Genomic DNA, 15,157 nt, shown 5'->3' with positions numbered 1-15,157 from the left:
CCGTGACCAGGAAGAACACCGAGTTCGAGCTGCGCGGAGTCAACCACCTCGCGCTCGTGTGCGCCGACATGCGGCGGACCGTCGACTTCTACCAGGGCGTGCTCGGCATGCCGCTGATCAAGACCATCGAGCTGCCGATGGGCTGGGGGCAGCACTTCTTCTTCGACTGCGGCGGCGGCGACGCGCTCGCGTTCTTCTGGTTCCCGGACGCGCCGGAGGGCGTCCCCGGCGTGTCCGCCCCGAAGGACCTGCCGGACCGGGGCGAGCTGCTGTCGGCCGTCGGGTCGATGAACCACGTCGCCTTCGACGTCCCGCCGGAGCGGATCGAGGAGTACCGCGACCGGCTCGTCGCGAAGGGCGTGGACGTCGGCGTGATCCTGAACCACGACGACAGCGAGTTCGGCGTCGCCCCCGAGAACCACGACGGGGTGTTCGTCCGCTCGATCTACTTCAAGGACCCGGACGGCATCCTGGTCGAGTTCGCCGCCTGGACGCGCGAACTGGACCCGCCGTCCGACGTGCGGCACGAGCCGCGGACCGCCGCCGACCGGACGGCCTGACCCCGCGCGGCCGCCGCGCCGCGGCGCTGACCCGCTGTGACGCGGCGCGCCGGGCTCCGCACACGGCGGGCCCCGTCAAGATCCCCCGGCTGACCGGACACGGCCGGACGGCGCTGCCTGCGGCGACGCGAATGGCCGGATCAGGGGTCGTGATCACGCGAAACTATTAGGTTACTTTCCTATTTATGCCGAGAAGACACACGGCCGCGCTCGCGGCCGCCGCGCTCACGGCCGCCCTCGCGGTGGTCGTCCAGCCCGGTCCGGCGTCGGCGGCCTGCAATCCCGACGCGCGCGATCTCAAGGTCACCTACCAACCCGTCGACCACACCGTCGCCGACGCGCAGTACCACCTCGCGCGGCTGACCATCGACAACAACGACAAACGCTGCGCCCTCGACGCGGCCGGATGGGCGATGTACTTCAACGCCGTCCGGCAGCCGGGCGCGGTGCTCGGGGGCACGGCGGGCGACACGGCCCGCAAGCAGCTCGCCGACCAGGGCCTGTCCGTGGCCCGGGCGGACGCCGCGCAGAGCGGCGACTTCTACACCCTCAGGCCCGCCGCCGGGTTCAAGCCGATCGGGCCCGGCGAGCACCGCGACATCGCCATCACGTTCGAGGTGTGGGCGATCCACAAGTCCGACGCCCCCGCCGGATGGACGATCGCCTACGGCGACGGGAAGCCGTCCTGGGTCCCCGCCAAGACGCTGCTCGACCCCGCCGACCCGAAGCAGACGACCGCCTGGTCCGGCGACAAGCGGCCGGTCGAGACGGCGGGCACCCGGTTCGCCGCGAACACCTCCCCGAAGCTCGACCTCACGCTGCGGCAGAGCATCGTCCCGCAGCCGCTGTCGGCCCGCGCCACCGGCGGCGCCGTCGCGATCGGCGGGCGCTCCCCCGTCTCCGCCCCCGACTCGCTGGACGGCGAGGCGGGCTACCTGCGCTCCGCCCTCACCGACGTCGCGAGCGACAAGGGCGCCCCGATCACCCTCGCCGTCGACCCGAAGCTGGACGTCGACCGCGACGGCAAACCCGACGCCGAGGGCTACACGCTGACCACCACGAAGGACGGCGTCCGGATCGTCGGGACCGACAACGCCGGCGTGCTGTACGGCGTCCAGACGCTGCGGCAGCTCATCCCGGCCGCGAGCTACAAGGCGGCCGCGGGCAGGCACCGCAAGGCCACCGTGGACGTGCCGCTCGCCGAGATCGCCGACGCCCCGCTGTTCGGCTACCGCGGCCTGCAGATCGACACCGGGCGGCACTTCGAGACCAAGCAGACCATCCTCAAGTTCCTCGACCTGATGAGCTTCACCAAGCTCAACAGGCTGCACCTCGGGCTGACCAACGACGAGGGCTGGCGCCTCCAGATCCCCGGGCTGCCCGAACTGACCGACTTCGGGTCGCAACGCGCGTTCGACCTCAAGGAGACCGGCGCGCTGCACCAGGGCATGGGGTCGGTGAACGACCTCGGCGGCGGCGACGGCGTCTCCGGCAAGGCGAAGAACGAGACCGAGGCCAACCTCGGGCGCGCCCCCGCCTACCAGGGCTTCGAGCAGGACACGCTGAACTTCGTCGGCAAGGGCGGCGGCTACTACACCGTCAAGGACTTCGAGGAGATCCTGCGGTACGCCGCCGAGCGGCACATCGACGTCGTCCCCGAGCTGAACTTCCCCGCGCACGCGCGGGCGGCCGTCCAGTCGATGGAGCGCCGGTACCAGCGGACGCACGACTCGACCTACCGGCTGCTCGACCCGGCGGACACGAGCAAGCACGTCAGCGTCCAGTACTACAACGACAACCTCGCGAACCCCTGCCTGGACAGCACCTACAAGTTCCTGTCCCTGGTCGTCTCCGAGGTGGGCAAGATGTACCAGCGGGCGGGCGTCCCGCTGAACCGGCTGAACCTCGGCGGCGACGAGCCGCCGGGCCCGCAGGAGAACTGGTGGTCCGGGTCCCCGGCGTGCAAGGCCAACCCCGAGACGGCGGGCAAGTCCGGTGAGGAGCTCAAGGAGCTCTTCTTCGCGCGGTACAACGAGATCGCGCACGGCGTCGCCGCCAGCACGGCCGGGTGGGAGGACATCACCAACCCGACCACCAAGTTCCGGCTCAAGGGCTTCGCCCCGCTGCCCTGGCAGAACGTCTGGGGCTGGGGACGCGAGGACTGGGCGTACCGGTTCGCCAACGAGGGCACCCCGGTGATCCTCGCCCACGCGACGAACCTCTACATGGACCTCGCCTACAACAAGGACCCGGACGAGCCCGGCTACTACTGGGCCGCCTACGTCGACGAGAAGAGCACCTTCACCTACCAGCCGTACAACGTCTACGCGAACGCGACCGAGGACCGCTGGGGCAACCCGATCACGCCGAACCCGTCCTGGACGAAGCTCACCCCCGAGGGCAGGAAGAACATCCTCGGCCTGGAGGCGCAGCTCTGGGCGGAGAACGGCAAGGCCCCCGGGATCCGCGAGTACCAGGCGTTCCCGAAGCTCCTCGGCGCCGCCGAGCGGGCCTGGAACCGCGAAACCCCCGCGCCGGACAAGATGGACGCCGCGTGGAAGGTCTTCACCAACACGCTCGGCCAGAAGACGTTCCCGCTGCTGTCCTTCTACCGGCCGGTCGGGCTGTCGGGCACCGGCGTGAACTACCGCGTCCCGCCGCCCGGCGCGAAGATCGACGCCGGGACGCTGTCGGCGAACGTCCGTGACCCCGGCCTCGCGCTGGAGTACTCGACGGACGGCGCGAAGTGGCTGCCCTACACCGCGCCGGTCAAGGTCGGCGCGTACGCGCTGACCCGCACCCGCGCCGCGGACGGGCGCACCAGCCGCATCTCCCAGGTCGGGCTGCCCGCCTGGCAGAGCGGGACCTCCTACCAGCCCGGCGCGCTCGTCCGCCACCAGGGCGAGCTGTTCCGGGCGACCCGGGCCGGCGCCGGCAAGGTGCCCGGTCAGGACGCCGGCTACTGGGCTCTCCTCCAGTAGCCGCCGCGGCCCGGCCGCCCGTCCCTTCCGGGCGGCCGGGCCATTCCCGGCCCTCGCGCGGGCGCGGGCCGCGCGGGTCAGGCGCGGCCGTACTCGTCTTCCAGGCGCTCGATGTCGTCCTCGTCGAAGCGGCCGAACGCGATCTCCATGACGCGGACCGCGGGGCCGGTCGAGCCGAGCCGGTGCGTGTCGCCCGCCCGGATCAGGACCCGCTCCCCCACCTCCGGCAGGATGCGCCGCCCGGCCACCTCGAACACCGCGCCGGGGTCGAGCGCCACCCACAGCTCGTCGCGGTCGCGGTGCCGCTGCAGGCTGAGCCGCTGCCCCGGCGCCATGTGGATGATCTTCACGGTGGACGCCTCGTTCAGCGTGAAGCGCTCGAAGCTCCCCCAGGGCCGCCGCTCGGTCTCCACGGCGGGCTCGGGACGCACATCGGTCTGCACGCGCTCGTCGGTCTGCACGGTCACCTCGGGTTGGTCGGGTCGTCCTGCGAATTATGGCGCGGTCACGGTTCGTCGGGAGACCGCGATCCGGAGGGCGGCCGGGCGGCCCCCGCCCCGGACGCGCCCGGCGGGGCCGTGCCGGACGCGGCGGACACGGCGGCCGGGAGCCCGCCGAGGACGAGGTCGACGAGCCCGTCCACGACGGCGTCCCGGGGGACCTCGGCGTGGTCGAGCCACCAGTCCCCCGCGGTCTGCACCATGCCGATGATCGCGTGGCCCCACACGTAGGCGCGGGTCCGGTCCGCCAGTTCGCCCTCGGCGATCATCACCTCGGCGAGCTCCCGGCCGACGTCGCGGATCATCGTGCTCATCGCGCTGTGCGTGGCCGTGTCCTCGGCGCTCGCCCGGTGCATCAGGAAGCGGTACAGGTTGAGGTTCTCGGAGATCGTCGCCAGGTAGGTGTCGATGGTGGAGCGGGTGCGGGCCCGCACCGGGCCGCCGCGCGAGAACTCCGCCCGGATGCCCTCGACCAGCCTGCGCGTGTGCCGCTCGGCCAGCGCCTGGTACAGGCCGCTCTTGTCGCCGAAGTGGCGGTAGAGGATCGGCTTGCTGATCCCCGCCTCGGCGGCGATCGCGGCCATGGACGCCTCCGGGCCCTCCCGCCGGATCACCCGGTCGGCGGCCTCCAGCAGGGCGCGGCGGCGGCCGGGGTCGCGTCTCGCCCCCGGTCCCGGCCGCGTCCGGGCGCCCGCCGCGCTCGTCATGGACAGCAAGGTATCGGCGGTGTTACCCGGTGACAACACCAGCGCCCCGCGCCGCCGGTCAGGCGCCCGGCGCGGACGCCGGGCCCGCCTGGCGGCGGAGGAAGAAGTTGTTCAGCTGGCGGTGGCGCTCGCGGCCGTCGAGCCCGGGCACGGACACGGCGATCGTCGCGTTGGCGTCGATGTCCACGGTGACCTCGACGATCCGGCCGCGCGGGCCCGTCTCGACCGGGACCGTCCCGACGACCTCGACGTCCTCCCCGAGGTACTCGACGACCTGCAGCGCGACCTGGAGGGCTCGCGGGGACGCGCCGCCCGGCGGCGCGAGCCGGACGGACTCGGTGCGCTTGGTCGGGATCGTGGTGAACGGCTCGACGACCGGCATGATCTCGCGGTCGGCCGCGGGGTCTCCCGTCACCAGCGGCGGGTCGCCGCGGCGGTCCGCGCAGCGGACGCCGATGCCGCGCCGCGTCAGGTCGAGCAGCAGCGTGTTCTTCACCGTGCCGGTGAGGACGCCCGCCTGGCTGCCGAGCCCCTGCACGACGGCGGTCTCCTGGAAGTGGTCGACGACCTCCCCGCCGAGGTCGGCCGCGGCGAGCTGCTCCCGGACGGTGAAGATCTTCGTCCCCTGCCCGGCGAGCAGGACCAGCGGGGGCGCGTCCGGGTCGTACAGGAAGCTGGCCCGCCAGGCGCGCTTCGCCTGCTCCAGGACCGACCGGATCTCCTCGTTGAGCGGCGCGGTCAGCCGCCGGAACACGTCCCGGTCCAGGGGGATGCTGATGTCGTGGAGGCCGCGGTCGCCGACCTCGACGTCCTGCAGGAGCAGGGACGTCTCCTCCCGGGCGCCGAGCGCCCGCTTCGCCCGCTGCGCCTCGCGGCGCAGCTGCCAGCCGAGATGGGGGTCGCGCGGGGCGTCCGGGCCCCACCGGTCCCGCAGCCACCCGAGCGCGTAGCGGACGACGGCCCGGTCGAAGTCGAGCCCGCCGACCTTGTCGCTGCCCGCCGACGACAGCACGACGCACGACACCAGCTCGCCGTACTCGTCGTTCCCGTCGTAGTCGATGAACGCGACGTCGAAGGTGCCGCCGCCGAGGTCGACGACCGCGCACGTGCCGTGCCAGTCCGGGCGGATCCGGGCGAGGCTCATCGCGGCGACGTTGGGCTCGGCGACGAGCCGGGCGACGTCGAAGCCCGCCAGCTCGAACGCGCGGGCCAGCGCGTTCCGCTGGACGATGCCGAAGTTCGCCGGATAGGACGCCACGCAGCGGCGCACCGGCGTCCCGAGCGCCTCCTCGGCGTTGCGCCGCAGCGAGCGGATGACGAGGCTCGCGGCGAGCTCCGGGGCGACGCTCCGGCCGTCCACGGCGAAGGAGCGGTCGGTGCCGAGCAGCCGCTTGGCCTCCTTGACGGTCCCCTCGGGACGGTACTGGTCGGCCTCCACGGCGGCGGAGCCGACGAGGTAGTCGAGGCCCGGCAGGAAGTGCACGACCGACGGGACGAGGGCCCGGCCGTCCGTGCCCGGCAGCAGGACGGTCTCGCCGTCCGACCAGGACACGGCCGAGTAGCTGGTGCCGAAGTCGACGGCGACGAGCGGGTCGCGCGGCGGGTCCGCCGCGATCCGCGGCGCCCGGCCGGACCGCCGCTCCGCGCCGATCGGCGTCGCGGCCCGCCACTCGTTCGACCGCCGCGCCGACACGATCTCCAGCCGCTGGACGTCCAGCGGCTCCACCCTGCTGTAGGGCCGCTGGACGGGCCTGCCCGCCGCCCGCGCGATCTCCGGCACGCGGGCGGTGACGTAGCCGTCCAGCTCGTAGATCGTCCGGCAGCGCCCGCGCTCGCCGAGCGCCTCGCAGAGCGCCTCGGTGAACACCCCGCCCTGGAGCGACTCCGCCTCGTAGGACACCTGGCCGGGACGGCACGAGCAGAAGGTCACCATGCCGGGCGGGCACAGCGCGGCGACGTCCAGCCGGGGCGGCGCGTCCGCGGCGGCCTTGCCGCCCTCGACGACGTTGCGGCACGCGTCCAGCAGCAGGACCGAGTGGTCGGCCCGCGCGCCGCCGAGGTGGCGCACCACCGTGTCGAAGCGGAGCGAGGTGTCGGCGAGCGCGCCCCGGACGCAGTCGATCGGGAGGAGGTACTGCGCGCCGTCCGCCGTCTGGAACCCGTGGCCGCTGAAGAAGAAGAACAGGACGCCGTCGACGCGGTCGAGCCAGCTCCGGTCGGTGAGGGCGCGGAGCACGTTCGTCCTCGTCGGCCTGCGGCGGGGGTCGGGCGCGTCGTCGTGGAAGGCCACCAGGGTGTCGGGGGTGACGTCGCACGACGCGACGAGCGCCTCCGCGAGCCGCCGGGCGTCGCGGTGCGCGTAGCGCAGCGGCGCGAGGTCCGGGTCCTCGTACCCGGCGCAGCCGACGACGATCGCGCCGTTCACGCGGGCGGGCGCGCGAAGACCAGCTTGACGCCCCCCTTGACCTGGCCCTGCAGCGAGCCGACCAGCCGGAACTGCCCGCCCGCGGTGATCTCCGCGACGGCCTCGAAGCTCTCCAGCCGGAACGGCCCGGACCGCTCGGGCACCTGGTCGATCGCCGCCTGGACGGACGCGCAGAACGCCGCCAGGTTCGCCGCGAGCCGCGCCGGGTCGACGTCGGCCACCCGGGTCGCCGCCTCCCGCGCCGCCGAGAACAGGCCCTTCTCGCCCTCCACGGGCTCCGCTCCCGCGACCACCACGGGGATGGGCCCCGCCTGCTCCACGGTCTTCTCGTCCGCCACTACCGCCGCCTCTCCGCGCTGCCCGGCCGTCGTCCGCATTGTCACATTCGGCACCGGCGGCGGGCATGCGATTACCGGGGCCGCGCCGCGCCCGCTAGCGGCCACGCGGCGCCGCCGCGCGGAAACGGCGAGCGGAAACGGCGAGCGGCCCGGGGAGCGTTCCCCGGGCCACTCCTCGCCGCGCGGGCGGTCAGCCCGCCGCCTGCTTCACCATGGCGCCTATCCTCGCCTCCGTCTCGGCGGTCGGCGCCGTCAGGGCGAAGGCGGTCGGCCACATGGCGCCGTCGTCCAGGCTCGCCGCGTCGTTGAAGCCGAGCGTCGCGTACCGCGACTTGAACTTCTGCGCGGGCTGGAAGAAGCAGAGCACCTTGCCGTCCTTGGCGTAGGCGGGCATCCCGTACCAGAGCTTCGGGACGAGGTGCGGCGCGGCCGCCCGGACGATCTCGTGCACCCGCTCGGCGAGGACGCGGTCCGCCGCCGCCATCTCGGCGATCTTCGCGCGGACGTCCCGCTCGCCGTCCGCCCCGGCCCTGCCGGGGGCGCGCCGCGCGGTCTTCTTCAGCTCGCGGGCGTGCTCCTTCATCGCGGCGCGCTCGTCGGCCGTGAACCCGTCGTAGGCCATGGAGCCGGTCACCCCCACGCCCCGGCGATCTGCCGGGTGGTCGCGTTGAGCCGGTTGAACATGTTCGTGACTCCGATCATCAGGACGATCGCGGCGAGCTGCCGCTCGTCGTAGTAGGTGGCGGCGGCGTCCCAGACCTCGTCGCTCACCGCGTCCGGGCGGTCCGCCAGCCGCGTCGCGGCCTCGGCCAGCGCGAGCGCCGCCCGCTCCTCGTCGGTGAAGTACGGGGCCTCCCGCCACGCGGCGACGGCGGCGAGCCGGTCGTCGTCCACGCCCGCCTTCCGGGCCGTCTTCGCTCCGGCGTCGACGCACGCGCTGCACCCGTTGATCTGGCTGACCCGCAGGTGCACCAGCTCCAGGGTCCGCGCGTCCACGCCGCCGCCGTGCGCGGCCTTGAACACCTGCTGGATGGGCTGCATCGCGTCCGACAGGACCATCGCGGGGTTCTGCATCCGAGCCTGCATGTCCTTCTCCTCTTCCCGGTCAGCGCCCCGTCCCCGCGGGGCATGACCCAAGAACAGCCGAGCGGGCCCGGCGCGGCGAGGGCGGCGGGACACCGTGGGACACCTGACACGGCTTTGACCTGCGCGGATTCGTCCTACTAAGTTTCGTTCGTCGTGGGACAGAAGGGGGCGGGGACACGGTGGCCGTACAGCGGGTGGAACCCGGGGACGAGCTGGCCGAGCGGCTGCGCCTGCTCCAGGAGCTGTCGGGGCGCGGCGTGCGGGCGCTCGCCCGCGACACGGGGCTCAGCTCGTCGTCGCTGTCCCGCTATCTGAGCGGGCGGACGGTGCCGCCGTGGTCGGCGGTGCTCGCGCTCTGCCGCCTGGTCAAGCGCGACCCCCGGCCGCTGCGCCCGCTGTGGGAGCGGGCGTCGAGCACGCTGCCCGCGCCGCCGCGGAGCAGCCGCCACGTCCAGCCGCCGGCGCCGCCCGCCGGGGCGCCGCGCCCGCCCCGCAACGACCTGCCGCGCGACGTGCCCGACTTCACCGGGCGCGAGGCCGAGCTCGCCGCCGTGCTCGCGGCCGTGGACGCGGGCCGCGTCGTCGCCGTCGACGGCATGGCGGGCGTCGGCAAGACGTGCCTCGCGGTGCACGCCGCGCACCGGCTCACCCCCGCCTACCCCGACGCGCAGCTCTACATCGACCTGCACGGGTTCACCGACGGCCGGGAGCCGCTCGGCCCCGACCCGGCGCTGCGGACGCTGCTCGCGGCGCTGGACGTCCCGTCCGAGCGGATCCCGCAGGAGGGCGGCATCGAGCCGCTGGCCGCGTGCTGGCGGTCGGAGCTGGCGCACCGGCGGGCCGTCGTCGTCCTCGACAACGCCGCGGACGCCGACCAGGTCCGCCCGCTGCTGCCCGGCGCGGGGCCGTCGGTCGCCCTGATCACCAGCCGCAACCGGCTGCTCGACCTGGACGAGGCGCCCCCGGTCTCGCTGGACGTCCTGTCCCCCGAGGAGAGCGCCGAGCTGCTGGCCCGCGCCAGCGGCGACCCCGCCGGGTCGGGACGGCTGGCGCGCGAGCCGGAGTCCGCCGCCGAGGTGCTGCGGCTGTGCGGGCGCCTGCCCCTCGCCCTGCGGCTGGCCGCAGCCCGGCTGCGGCACCGCCCCGGCTGGACGGTCGGCATCCTCGTCGAGCGGATGGCCGAGGGCGCCGACGAGTTCGACACCGCGTTCGCGATGTCGGTCCGCCAGCTCGACCGGGCGGGCCGCCGGTTCTTCCGGCTGCTCGGCCTGCTGCCCGGTTCGACGTTCGACGAGTACGTGGCGGCGGCGCTGGCCGACGTCCCGCCGCGCACCGCCCGCACGACGCTGGAGGACCTGCTCGACGCGCACCTCGTCCAGCAGCCGGCGCCGGGCCGGTACGCCCTGCACGACCTGGTGCGTCAGCACGCGCGGCGCGCCGCCGCCGAGGAGGACCCGGAGGCGGAGCGGGACGCGGCGCTCGGCCGCGTCCTCGGCTACTACGTGCGCGCGGCGGCCGCCGCCGACGCGGCGATGGCGTACCTGCCGCCGAACCGGGACGCGTCCGCGGCCGGGTGCCCCGTCGCGGTGCCGGAGTTCGCGGGCAAGCACGCGGCGCTCGGCTGGTTCGGCGCCGAGTACACGAACCTGATGGCCGTCTTCGAGGCGGCGGCCGCCGCCGGGGCCGACGACCACGTGACCGAGCTGCCGCGCTTCATGCGGGCGTTCTTCGCCCGGCGGTGCGGGACGACGCACCTGAACGTCCTGTTCGAGCGGTCGCTGGAGGCCGCGCGCCGGCTCGGCGACCCGCTGCGGCTGGCCGAGGCGCACAGCGACCTCGGCTTCGCCCGCTACAACGCCGGGCGGATGGCGGAGGCGGACGCCGCGTACGCGGCGGCGGCGCCGCTCGTCGCCGCGTCCGGGGACGCGAGGACGGCCGCCGACCTGACCCTGCGGCGCGGCCACCTGCGCTGGGACGAGGGCCGCGTGGAGGAGCCGCTCGGCCTGTTCCGGCGGGCGGGCGAGCTGTACGAGCGGGCGGGCTGCCCGGCGGGCGCGGCGCACGCGACCGCGGACGAGGGCTGGGCGATGCTCCAGCTCGGCCGGTGCGAGGAGGCGGCGCGGCTGGCCCGGGCGGTGCTGGACGTCCCGCACGCCGACCCCGCGTGGCCGCCCACGCTGACCGCCCGCATCACGCTCGGCATGGCCGTCGCGGACCAGGAGCCCGACCGGGCCGTCGCGCACCTGCGGGAGGCGCTGGAGCTGGCCCGCGAGGACGGGCACCGGCACAACGAGGCGTGGTGCCTCAACTGCCTGGGCGTCGCGCTGCGCCGGATGGGCCGGTTCGACGCCGCGCTCGCCGCGCACCGCGAGGCGTTCGCCCTGCTGGACGAGCTGTTCGAGGAGCACTGGAAGATCCGCTTCCTGGACGGCTACGCGGAGACCTGCCGCCTCGCGGGCCTGCCGGGCGAGGCGCTGCGGCTGCACCGGGAGGCGCTGGAACTGGCCCCGAGGCTCGGGTACCGGCACGCCGAGGCGCTCGCGCACGAGGGGATCGCGGCCGTCCTCGACGGGTCCGACCCGTCCGCCGCGGCCGAGCACCGCGCGGCGGCGCGGGACCTCCTCGGCGCCTGACCCCTACGGCGGCGCGGCCCGGCGGTAGGCGGGGGCGGCCGCGGCGAGCACGACGGCGAGCGCCGCGAACCCCCACGGGAGCGCGGCGGCCGCGGCGACGGCGGCGACCAGCAGCGGCCCGCCCGCGTCGCCCAGCTCGCGGCCGAGCTCGGCGGCGCCCATCGTCTGGCCGAGCCGCTCGCGCGGGGTGGCGGCGGCGAGCGCGGCGAAGCCGAGCGGGGTGATCAGCCCGGTCCCGGCGCCGATCAGCGCGGCGGCGGCGAGCAGGCCCGCGAGGCCGGGCAGCGCCGCGCAGCCCAGCCCGGCGGCCGTGGCGAGCAGCCCGGCGGTGACGCCGGAGCGGGCGGTGAGGCGCCCGTCGTCGAAGGCGCGCCCGGCGCGCGGCTGGACGAGCGCGGCGCAGAGCGCGAGCACCGACACGGCGGCGCCGGTGACGACCGTGCCGAGCCCGGCGGCGCGTCCGGACACGGGCAGGAAGCCGACGCCCGCCGACAGCGCGGCGGTCGCGGCGGCGAGCGCGGCGGTCGGCGCGAGGAACGCGGGATCGGCCAGCCGGCGGGCGAGGTCCACGACGGTCTGCCGGGCCCGCGGCAGCGGCGGCACGGCGGGGACGGCGAGCACGGCCCACCCGGCGACGGCCGCGCCGAGCGCCGCCAGCACGGCGAACAGCAGCCGCAGTCCCCCGGCCCACACCAGGACGCCGCCGAGGAGCGGGCCGAGGGTGTAGCCGATCGACTTGTAGAAGCCGTAGCCGCCGAAGGCGCGGCCGTGCTTCGCGGCCGGGTTGAGGCGGGCGACCAGCGCGGACGCGGACGGGGAGAACGCCGACGCCGCCGCGCCCTGGCCGAGCCGCGCCGCCCACAGCCACCCGGGCTCGTCGGCGGCGACGTAGACGGCGGACGCGGCGGCGAACGCGACCAGCCCGCCGACGAGGACGGGGCGGGCCCCGATCCGGTCGGCGAGCGTCCCGAAGAGGGGCTTCAGCAGCACCTCGGCGCCGTCGTACAGGGCGAGCAGCCCGCCGAGCACCAGCAGCGAGGTGACGGCGTCGCCGGAGCGGCCGCCGAGGTTCGCGGCGATGCCGTGCGCGCCGAAGGCGGTGGTGAACCCCGCCGCGTACAGCGGCCACATCCGCCTCGCGGGTGGCGCCTCCGGCGCCATCAGCCCGGTTCCAGGATCACGATCAGGACCTCCGCGTGTCGCGACGGGGCCAAGGTATCGTCGTCGGGTCCCTTACCTGAACGGCCGAGTCCGGAGGCGGGCGAATGGCGACCACGGTGGACCTCATTCCGCTTCCGGGGAAGGTCGAGTGGGACGGGGCGTCCGGCCCGTTCAGCGGGCGCGTGCGGACGGCGCTCGATCCGTCCCTGGCCGCCGAGGCGTACCGGCTGACCGTGTCGCCCGAGGGCGCCGAGATCACCGGCGGGGACGACGCGGGCGTGTTCTGGGGCCGCCAGACCCTCCGCCAGCTCCGCGGCCTGGACGCGTTCCGCCGCGCCCCCGTCGAGCGGGAGCCGGCCGCCGTCCCGTACCTGACGGTCGAGGACGCTCCGCGCTTCGCCTGGCGCGGCCTCATGCTCGACGTCGCCCGGCACTTCCTGCCCAAGGACGACGTCCTCCGGTACGTCGATCTGCTCGCCGTCCACAAGCTCAACGTCCTGCACCTGCACCTCACCGACGACCAGGGGTGGCGGGTCGAGATCGAGCGGTACCCCCGGCTGACCGAGGTGGGCGCGTGGCGGCGCCGCACCCGGATGGGCTGGGGCGACCCGCCGATGTGGGACGAGCGCCCGCACGGCGGCTTCTACACGCGCGACGACCTGCGCGAGATCGTCGCGTACGCGGCGGAGCGGCACGTCACCGTCGTCCCCGAGGTCGACCTGCCCGGGCACGCGCAGGCGGCCATCGCGGCCTACCCGTGGCTCGGGAACGCCGACGTGGTCGACACCGGCGCGCTGGAGGTGAAGACCGACTGGGGCATCAACCCCAACGTCCTCGCCCCGACCGCCGCCGCGGTGTCGTTCTTCGAGGACGTCCTGGAAGAGGTCCTGGACGTCTTCCCCAGCCGGTTCGTCCACATCGGCGGCGACGAGTGCGTGAAGGACCAGTGGCGGCGGTCGCCCGCCGCGCAGGCCCGCATCCGCGAGCTGGGGGTCGCGGGCGAGGACGGCATGCAGTCCTGGATCATCCGCCACTTCGACCGGTGGCTCGCCGAGCGGGGCCGCCGCCTCATCGGCTGGGACGAGATCCTGGAGGGCGGCCTCGCCGACGGCGCGGCCGTCATGTGCTGGCGCTGGTACCGGGGCGGCGTCGCCGCGGCGAAGGCCGGGCACGACGTGGTGATGTGCCCGCAGCAGGAGGTGTACCTCGACCACGTCCAGGACCCGGGGCCGGACGAGCCCGTCCCGTTCGGCTGGGTGCACACGCTCCAGGACGTCTACCGGTTCGAGCCCGTCCCGCCGAGCCTCGCCGGGACGCCGCACGCGGCCCGCGTCATCGGCGCGCAGGCGAACCTGTGGTCCGAGGTGACCGAGAACCGGGCGCGCGTCGACTACCAGGTGTTCCCCCGGCTCGCCGCGTTCGCGGAGGTCGCCTGGTCGGCGCTGCCCGCCCCCGGCGACCGCGACGTCGCCGGCTTCGAGGGCCGCATGGACCGCGCGCACTACGCCCGCCTGGACGCGCTCGGGGTCGGCTACCGTCCGCCGTCCGGGCCGCGTCCCTGGCAGCGGCGGCCCGGCGTCCCCGGCCGGATGCACGGCAAGCCGCGCCGCCCCTGGCACACCGCCTGAGGACGGCTCAGCCGAGCGGCCCGCTGAAGATGATGCCGTGCCTCTCGTAGCCCATCCGCTTTTCGTAGAACGGCACGGACACGGGGCTGGCGGCGAGGGTGTCAAGGCTGATCAGCCGTGCTCCGCGTTCGCGGCCCCATGCCTCCGCCGACCTCATCAGCGCGGTGCCCGCGCCGCCGCGCCAGTGGTCGCGCCGCACCGCGAGGGCGTTGACGTAGACCCGGGGCACCGCGACCTCCCGCGTCACCTGCCGTTCCGCGTCCTCGTGCGGCGGCAGGAACGAGGCGCGGACGAACCCGACCGCCTCTCCCCCGGCGTCGCACACGCGCCCGAACACGTCGGCGCCGCCGCTCAGCAGCTTGCCCTCCAGCCACTCCGCGAGCCCGTCGGCGCGCGGCGTCTGGACCGCCTCCGGCGCGATCTCCCGGTAGTACTCCGCGAAGTCCGACCACGCCTTGGCCAGTCCACCGCCGTCTCCGGCCCGCGCGGGCCGGACCAGATATCCGCTCACAACGCCATTATCGGCCATTCCCCTTGGTTGATGATCATCGAGAGGCCCCGACCGGTGGGGCGCGACGCGGCCGTCGGGATCTCGGCTTAGGGTGGGAAAACGCGCCGCCGCCGTGCCGCTCACGGCCCGGCATCCGAATCGAGGCCATATGAGCACCGCCCTGGAAACACTCGACCGGGCCACCTGCCTGGCGCTGGTCCGCCGCGTCCAGGTCGGCCGCATCGCCTGGGCCGAGGACGGCGGCATCGTCGACGTCCTCCCGGTCAACTTCGTCGTGGACGGGGACACCCTCGTCTTCATGACCGCGCCCGGAGCCAAGCTCGACGCCGTCCGCGCCGGGCGCCCGCTCACCTTCGAGGCCGACGACCTCGAACCCGCTCTCCGGACCGCGTGGAGCGTCCTCGTCACCGGCCGGCCCGAGATCGTCACCGACCCCGAGGAGGTCGAACGGCTCCGGGCGCTGCCCCTCACCCCATGGATCCGATGGCCCGAGGCGTCCTTCGTGCGGCTGCTTCCCGACCGCGTCTCCGGCCGCCGGATCCCCTTGCACCCGGGCGGAGTCACCGTCGAACACGTCGACCCCGCCGCGGACGAATCCACCTGACCCGCGACGTTCCGCCAGGCGGC

General features: G+C 74.9%; 13 protein-coding genes. 5 read left to right on the top strand and 8 right to left on the bottom strand.

Annotation, left to right across the window (positions count from 1 at the left end; genetic code table 11):
• Window positions 1-2 precede the first annotated feature (2 nt).
• Together ACH01S_RS05495 and ACH01S_RS05490 are read left to right on the top strand one after the other, a co-directional pair.
• Window positions 3-560, top strand: a complete 558-nt coding sequence (locus ACH01S_RS05495) for a VOC family protein (RefSeq protein ID WP_246237116.1) — start codon at window positions 3-5, stop codon at window positions 558-560.
• A gap of 185 nt (window positions 561-745) precedes the next feature.
• Window positions 746-3,541 carry a family 20 glycosylhydrolase gene (locus ACH01S_RS05490; RefSeq protein ID WP_067886014.1) on the top strand — a complete coding sequence of 932 codons (2,796 nt, stop codon included), beginning with the start codon at window positions 746-748 and terminating at the stop codon, window positions 3,539-3,541.
• Between the two features lie 77 nt (window positions 3,542-3,618).
• On the opposite strand, the gene ACH01S_RS05485 is transcribed toward ACH01S_RS05490, so the two are convergent.
• The 6 genes from ACH01S_RS05485 to ACH01S_RS05460 form a co-directional block, all read right to left on the bottom strand.
• Window positions 3,619-4,008 carry a phosphomannose isomerase type II C-terminal cupin domain gene (locus tag ACH01S_RS05485; protein WP_246179171.1) on the bottom strand — a complete coding sequence of 130 codons (390 nt, stop codon included), beginning with the start codon at window positions 4,006-4,008 and terminating at the stop codon, window positions 3,619-3,621.
• 38 nt (window positions 4,009-4,046) lie between these two features.
• Complete coding sequence (locus ACH01S_RS05480) at window positions 4,047-4,748, bottom strand: TetR family transcriptional regulator (protein WP_067886012.1); 702 nt, start codon at window positions 4,746-4,748, stop codon at window positions 4,047-4,049.
• Between the two features lie 58 nt (window positions 4,749-4,806).
• Window positions 4,807-7,173, bottom strand: a complete 2,367-nt coding sequence (locus ACH01S_RS05475; protein WP_067886010.1) for an Hsp70 family protein — start codon at window positions 7,171-7,173, stop codon at window positions 4,807-4,809.
• Entirely contained in the window at window positions 7,170-7,550 is a 381-nt protein-coding gene (locus tag ACH01S_RS44300) for a Pepco domain-containing protein (protein ID WP_169809211.1), read from the bottom strand. The genes ACH01S_RS05475 and ACH01S_RS44300 overlap by 4 nt, the downstream gene beginning before the upstream one ends.
• A 151-nt stretch (window positions 7,551-7,701) precedes the next feature.
• A complete protein-coding gene (locus ACH01S_RS05465; protein ID WP_067886520.1) occupies window positions 7,702-8,133 on the bottom strand; it encodes an iron chaperone in 432 nt (143 codons plus the stop codon).
• An 8-nt stretch (window positions 8,134-8,141) separates the two neighbouring features.
• Complete coding sequence (locus ACH01S_RS05460) at window positions 8,142-8,597, bottom strand: carboxymuconolactone decarboxylase family protein (RefSeq protein WP_067886008.1); 456 nt, start codon at window positions 8,595-8,597, stop codon at window positions 8,142-8,144.
• A gap of 179 nt (window positions 8,598-8,776) precedes the next feature.
• On the opposite strand from ACH01S_RS05460, the gene ACH01S_RS05455 reads away from it, so the two are divergent.
• Complete coding sequence (locus tag ACH01S_RS05455; protein WP_067886006.1) at window positions 8,777-11,230, top strand: tetratricopeptide repeat protein; 2,454 nt, start codon at window positions 8,777-8,779, stop codon at window positions 11,228-11,230.
• 3 nt (window positions 11,231-11,233) lie between these two features.
• Here ACH01S_RS05455 and ACH01S_RS05450 read toward each other — a convergent pair whose 3' ends face one another.
• Window positions 11,234-12,391, bottom strand: coding sequence for an MFS transporter (locus tag ACH01S_RS05450; protein ID WP_218010150.1), 1,158 nt, complete (start codon window positions 12,389-12,391; stop codon window positions 11,234-11,236).
• 104 nt (window positions 12,392-12,495) lie between these two features.
• Here ACH01S_RS05450 and ACH01S_RS05445 point away from each other — a divergent pair, with 104 nt between their 5' ends.
• Window positions 12,496-14,019 carry a beta-N-acetylhexosaminidase gene (locus ACH01S_RS05445; protein WP_067886002.1) on the top strand — a complete coding sequence of 508 codons (1,524 nt, stop codon included), beginning with the start codon at window positions 12,496-12,498 and terminating at the stop codon, window positions 14,017-14,019.
• 7 nt (window positions 14,020-14,026) lie between these two features.
• Here ACH01S_RS05445 and ACH01S_RS05440 read toward each other — a convergent pair whose 3' ends face one another.
• The gene (locus ACH01S_RS05440; RefSeq protein ID WP_067886000.1) at window positions 14,027-14,530 is read right to left on the bottom strand and encodes a GNAT family N-acetyltransferase; all 504 of its coding nucleotides are present in this window, start codon (window positions 14,528-14,530) and stop codon (window positions 14,027-14,029) included.
• 148 nt (window positions 14,531-14,678) lie between these two features.
• On the opposite strand from ACH01S_RS05440, the gene ACH01S_RS05435 reads away from it, so the two are divergent.
• Window positions 14,679-15,134 carry a pyridoxamine 5'-phosphate oxidase family protein gene (locus tag ACH01S_RS05435; RefSeq protein ID WP_067885998.1) on the top strand — a complete coding sequence of 152 codons (456 nt, stop codon included), beginning with the start codon at window positions 14,679-14,681 and terminating at the stop codon, window positions 15,132-15,134.
• Window positions 15,135-15,157 lie beyond the last annotated feature (23 nt).

This window comes from Actinomadura chibensis NBRC 106107, assembly GCF_001552135.1.
In the GTDB taxonomy this organism is placed as follows: domain Bacteria; phylum Actinomycetota; class Actinomycetes; order Streptosporangiales; family Streptosporangiaceae; genus Spirillospora; species Spirillospora chibensis.
This window is presented reverse-complemented; position numbering and strand designations above follow the sequence as displayed.

What these genes read in the sequence shown, in the direction of transcription:
- ACH01S_RS05460 (WP_067886008.1), bottom strand. Translation starts at nt 8,597, where the DNA reads ATGCAGGCTCGGATGCAGAACCCCGCGATGGTCCTGTCGGACGCGATG.
- ACH01S_RS05435 (WP_067885998.1), top strand. Translation starts at nt 14,679, where the DNA reads ATGAGCACCGCCCTGGAAACACTCGACCGGGCCACCTGCCTGGCGCTG.
- ACH01S_RS05480 (WP_067886012.1), bottom strand. Translation starts at nt 4,748, where the DNA reads ATGACGAGCGCGGCGGGCGCCCGGACGCGGCCGGGACCGGGGGCGAGA.
- ACH01S_RS05445 (WP_067886002.1), top strand. Translation starts at nt 12,496, where the DNA reads ATGGCGACCACGGTGGACCTCATTCCGCTTCCGGGGAAGGTCGAGTGG.
- ACH01S_RS44300 (WP_169809211.1), bottom strand. Translation starts at nt 7,550, where the DNA reads ATGCGGACGACGGCCGGGCAGCGCGGAGAGGCGGCGGTAGTGGCGGAC.
- ACH01S_RS05450 (WP_218010150.1), bottom strand. Translation starts at nt 12,391, where the DNA reads ATGGCGCCGGAGGCGCCACCCGCGAGGCGGATGTGGCCGCTGTACGCG.
- ACH01S_RS05465 (WP_067886520.1), bottom strand. Translation starts at nt 8,133, where the DNA reads ATGGCCTACGACGGGTTCACGGCCGACGAGCGCGCCGCGATGAAGGAG.
- ACH01S_RS05490 (WP_067886014.1), top strand. Translation starts at nt 746, where the DNA reads ATGCCGAGAAGACACACGGCCGCGCTCGCGGCCGCCGCGCTCACGGCC.